The following is a 2,666-nucleotide window of genomic DNA, read 5'->3' on the forward strand; positions in this document are numbered from 1 at the left end:
GAAAATCCAGTGAGTCAGTGACAGCAGAGGATGCAGGAGCGCCAGCGACGCACAAATCATAGTGAGTCGTTTCCCCTGTGGGGACACAACCTTTCTACACAACCTGCCGCCTTTAGGCGGCCACAACCTTCAGCCGCGCAGCGGCTGTCACCCCTTCCCCTCTGAACCTTTTTCTATACTATTACTTCAATTCAGCCGTGCAGTGGGGGCAGCGGGTGGCATCATCGGCAATGACTTCTTTGCAGAAGGGGCATTTTCTCGGTTCCTTGGCCGGCGCCTTCGGGAAGAAGCGGTTGATCTGCTTTACCACGATGAAAATGGCGAAAGCTACGATGAGGAAGTCGATGACATTGTTCAGGAACTGGCCGTAGGCAATGACGGGGATTCCCATTTCCTTGGCTTCTGCCATGGTGGAAACGGGCACGCGGGACAGGGGCAGGAAGAGGTTGGAGAAGTCGATGCCTCCCAATGCATAGCCCAGAGGCGGCATGATGATGTCGCTTACCAGGGAGGAAACGATCTTCCCGAAAGCAGCGCCGATGACAACGCCGACTGCCATGTCTACCACATTACCGCGAAGAGCGAAATCTTTGAATTCTTTCAGCATGCTCATGAAATAAGAGCTCCTTTCTCACGATGAGAACACTATACATATTTATATCAATATATCACAATTTCCTCCGGCTGTACAATAGAATCTTGGAGGGAATTTCTTCTTTTCATCCGGTTTCACCACAGGAAATACACTTTTTTCAGCGTCCTGCAAGAATGATTATGTGTCATATCTAAAAGCACTCCTATGCTGATTTCTCAAGAATATATCTGCACGCCCCTAAAGATGTTATAATATAATCAGATAATCGAATAATTAATCATTTTATACGGTCCGGCCCGGATGCCGGGAAATCTTCCCCTCCGGGCAATCATGCAAAGGAGGAGATTTTTTTATGTTCCGTTTTACCCTGCCAAGAGATATTTATGTAGGTTACGGCGCCATTGAGAAACTGGCCGTGCTGAAAGGCCATAAGAAAGCCTTTATCTGCACCGGCGGCCACTCCATGCGCCGCGGCGGTTTTCTCCAGAAGGTAGAAAAGGTACTGCAGGACAGCGGCCTCAAACCCCGGACTATGGAGGGCATTGCTCCGGATCCTTCCATTGAGGCCGTCAAAGAAGGCGCCAAGGCCATGGAGGAATTCCAGCCTGATGTCATCATTGCCATCGGCGGCGGCTCCCCCATCGACGCAGCCAAGGCTATGTGGGTTTTCTATGAACATCCGGAACTCACCTTCGACGATGTGAAAAAGCCTTTCTCCCTGCCGCCCCTCCGGCAGAAGGCCATTTTCGTGGCCATCCCTTCCACCTCCGGCACCGCCACTGAGGTGACTTCTTTCTCCGTCATTACGGACTATTCCACCGGCATCAAGTATCCTCTGGCCGATTTCAACCTGACGCCGGATCTGGCCATCCTTGATCTGGATATTCCTCTCACCATGCCCAAGACCCTCACCGCCCACACTGGCATGGATGCCCTGACCCACGCTACCGAGGCCTATGTTTCCACCTTCGCCAACGGCTTCACCGACCCTCTGGCCAAGCAGGCAGTATCCGATATTTTTGACAATATCCTGGAATCCTACCACGGCGATAAGGAAGCCAGAGGCAAAATGCATATCGCCCAGTGTCTGGCAGGCATGGCCTTCTCCAACGGCCTTCTGGGCATCACCCACTCCCTGGCCCACAAGATCGGCGCTGTCTTCCACATCCCTCACGGCTGCGCCAATGCCATCCTCCTGCCCTATGTGATTCAGTACAACAAAAAGGCCTGCATGAGCCGGTATGCAGAGCTGGCCCGCAACGCAGGCCTTCCGGGCCACACCGACGCCCAGCTGGTACTGTCCTATGAAGACGCCATCCGCCGCCTGGATTCCATGATGGATATCCCCCTCTCCCTTGCGGATTACGGCGTTCCGGAAGAGCTGTATCTGGAAAAGAAAGAGTCCATCGCCCACAACGCCGTGCTTGACGCCTGCACTCCGGAAAATCCCCGCAAGGTGGATGATGAAACCATGGGCAGAATTCTGGAATGCGCCTACTACGGGAAACCGGTGACCTTCTGATTGTACGAAGGAAGGGGAATGAAAAGGGGCTTTGGAAATGTTTGAACCATTTCCAAAGCCCCCTTTTTCTAAAAAGTAAAGGAGCAGGGAAGAAATGTGATATTTCTTCCCTGCTCCTTTTTTGGTGCGAGCGAAGGGACTCGAACCCTTATGCATAAAGCGCAGGATCCTAAATCCTGTGCGTCTACCAGTTCCGCCACGCTCGCATGGACAGATTCTATTATATAAGAGAAAACCTGCAGGGTCAAGAAATTCCATGAGCCGGAAAAAGGGAAAAGAAAAACAGTTCCCGGATTTGGAGGAGGATGAAAAAAATAGATCTTTCTTGCTGGGGGAACTGTTTTTGACAAGGTCAGGCAGGATTTCCTGCACCTTTATTTTACACCTTTTTTGAGATGATTTATCAAAAATCTATGATAGTGATTTTTTATAAAGAGGTATAAATTTTTTGTCGGGCCGCGCAGGGCTCTTAAGAATGACCGACCTTTGTCCGGAAGGTTCTTAAGCTTGACAGCGGCTCTGCCGCTAAGGAAGCGCTGATTAAATCAT

At 51.1% G+C, this 2,666-nt stretch carries 2 protein-coding genes and 1 tRNA gene; 1 reads left to right on the plus strand and 2 read right to left on the minus strand.

What is annotated here, in order from left to right:
* Positions 1–181: 181 nt before the first annotated feature.
* Entirely contained in the window at positions 182–613 is a 432-nt protein-coding gene (gene mscL, locus B2Y11_RS08130) for a large conductance mechanosensitive channel protein MscL (RefSeq protein WP_291057957.1), read from the minus strand.
* Between the two features lie 334 nt (positions 614–947).
* Here mscL and B2Y11_RS08135 point away from each other — a divergent pair, with 334 nt between their 5' ends.
* Positions 948–2,117 (plus strand): iron-containing alcohol dehydrogenase, encoded by a 1,170-nt coding sequence (locus B2Y11_RS08135; RefSeq protein ID WP_291057958.1) that lies wholly within the window; start codon positions 948–950, stop codon positions 2,115–2,117.
* A 122-nt stretch (positions 2,118–2,239) separates the two neighbouring features.
* Here B2Y11_RS08135 and B2Y11_RS08140 read toward each other — a convergent pair.
* Positions 2,240–2,323, minus strand: a tRNA-Leu gene (locus B2Y11_RS08140).
* Positions 2,324–2,666: the final 343 nt, after the last annotated feature.

Source organism: Dialister sp. UBA1703 (assembly GCA_002320515.1).
Classification (GTDB): domain Bacteria; phylum Bacillota; class Negativicutes; order Veillonellales; family Dialisteraceae; genus Dialister.

Coding starts and splice junctions, on each gene's coding strand:
- mscL (WP_291057957.1), bottom strand. CDS start 613: ATGAGCATGCTGAAAGAATTCAAAGATTTCGCTCTTCGCGGTAATGTG.
- B2Y11_RS08135 (WP_291057958.1), top strand. CDS start 948: ATGTTCCGTTTTACCCTGCCAAGAGATATTTATGTAGGTTACGGCGCC.